The 434-nt window shown below is 40.6% G+C and carries 1 protein-coding gene; it reads right to left on the minus strand.

Annotated features, from left to right (window positions below; all coding sequences use genetic code 11):
- Window positions 1-434, minus strand: a 434-nt coding sequence (locus N8M09_RS10920) for a helix-turn-helix domain-containing protein (protein ID WP_261065203.1), incomplete at both ends; no start/stop codon positions are given.

Below are 434 nucleotides of genomic sequence, written 5' to 3' on the forward strand. Positions count from 1 at the left end.
TGCCGATAGACAGTTGAGGAGCTAACATCGAGGTTATGAGTTTTCAGAATATGATAGATGTGTTGTCCCTTTTTAACACCATCAGAAATGATTTTGTCCATGTCCCAGAAGGTCTTGGAATTAAGAGGAGTTCCTTCACGAGCTTCAACAAGAGTTTGTTCGTATTGTTTTTGAGCTTGTTTAGCAAGGTAGAAGATTTTTTTAAATCCACAATTTTGTCTTCTTTTAGGGCATCCATTACAGACAAAGGGAGCCTTATCGAGTAGAGGGCAAGGAAGGTTATCGCATGTAGACTCTCGGACTTGTCTGTTTCGTTTGACTTCTTTGGAGACAGTTGTCGGATCTTTTAGAATGGATTGTCCAATAGCTTTGAAGGTTTCACCGCGCTCTAAGCCCAGTTGGATATCATTACGGTCTGAAAGGGTAAGATGTTT

Source organism: Streptococcus mitis (assembly GCF_946190375.1).
GTDB classification, from domain to species: Bacteria; Bacillota; Bacilli; order Lactobacillales; family Streptococcaceae; genus Streptococcus; species Streptococcus mitis_CJ.